Source organism: Pseudomonas spartinae, assembly GCF_965197125.1.
Lineage (GTDB): Bacteria > Pseudomonadota > Gammaproteobacteria > Pseudomonadales > Pseudomonadaceae > Aquipseudomonas > Aquipseudomonas composti_A.
In genome coordinates this window covers 1-1324 of the sequence record NZ_CBDAMB010000031.1, presented here as the reverse complement: position 1 = coordinate 1324, position 1324 = coordinate 1, and the positions used below count along the sequence as shown (strand labels likewise).

The window sequence follows — 1324 nt, the reverse complement described above, 5'->3', positions numbered from 1 at the left end:
CAGCCTGTTGAAATTCGCCTACGCCCTGTCTGGCTTTGCGGCGTAAGGTTTACGATATCGGCTCCAATCTGCCGGGAACCCCGATTTCCATGCGTGGCGCCGATATCACTCAGGAATCCTTGTTCACTGTCGCCAAGCTCGATGACTTCGTGCCAGCGACTCACCCCCTGCGCGCCATCCGCAAGCTGGCAGACACCGCTCTGCAGCGGATGAGCGCCCTGTTCGACACCTTGTATGCCGACACCGGCCGCGCCTCGATCGCCCCCGAGAAGCTGATGCGGGCGCAGTTGCTGCAGTTGTTCTACTCGCTGCGCAGCGAGCGGATGCTGATGGAACAGCTGGGCTACAACCTGCTGTTCCGCTGGTTCGTCGGCCTGGCCATTGATGATCCGGTGTGGGATCACTCGGTCTTCTCGAAGAATCGTGACCGCCTCAATGCCCAGGCAGTGGCCGCCGAGTTTCTGAACGAGGTGGTGCGCCTGGCGGAGAAGCAGGGGCTGATCTCGGATGAGCACTTCTCGGTTGACGGCACATTGCTGCAAGCCTGGGCCTCTCAGAAGAGTTTCCGTCCCAAGGACGATACGCCAGACGACCCGGGCCCCGGCCCGCGCAATGCCCAGCCGGACTTCAAGGGGCACAAGCGCAGCAACGACACCCACGCCTCGACCAGCGATCCGGATGCCCGGCTGTACCGCAAGAGCCACAACACCGGCGCGCAGCTGAGTTACATGGGGCATGTGCTGATGGAACACCGCAGTGGCCTGGTGCGCAGTGCTCATGTGACTCTGGCCGGTGGCCATGGCGAACGCGAAGCCGCGCTGGCGATGCTGAGCAAGCTGGGTGGTCGCCGTCGACGCACCCTGGCCGCGGACAAGGCTTACGACACGGCAGACTTCGTGGCCGCCTGTCGTGCCCTCGGCGTGACACCCCATGTTGCGCAGAACACCAATGGTCGGCGCAGCGCCATCGATGGCCGTACCACGCGCCACGCCGGCTATGGTCTGAGCCTGAAGATTCGCGCCTGGATCGAAACCCACTTCGGCTGGCTCAAGGCGGCGGCCGGGCTGCGCCAGGTGAAGCAACGCGGACTTGAGCGTGTCGACGCGCTGTTCCAGCTGGCCATGGCGGCAAGCAACCTGGTGCGCCTGCCGAAGCTGCTGGCTACAGGCTCAATGGCATGAGCGCGTTGACGGGGAAGGTGCGCCCGGCACCTGTGAAATCGGGCTACTTCACCTGCTCGACGCCCTGAGCAAGAGCGCGTGGCCGCGAGCACTGCCGCTACAACGCAGTGCTCGCAGTCATCACAGCGAATTTCAACAGGCTG

At 63.9% G+C, this 1324-nt stretch carries 1 protein-coding gene; it reads left to right on the top strand.

The window, feature by feature from the left end:
- Nucleotides 1-89 precede the first annotated feature (89 nt).
- A complete protein-coding gene (locus ACN8M7_RS25895) occupies nucleotides 90-1181 on the top strand; it encodes an IS5-like element ISPa8 family transposase (protein WP_023445144.1) in 1092 nt (363 codons plus the stop codon).
- Nucleotides 1182-1324 lie beyond the last annotated feature (143 nt).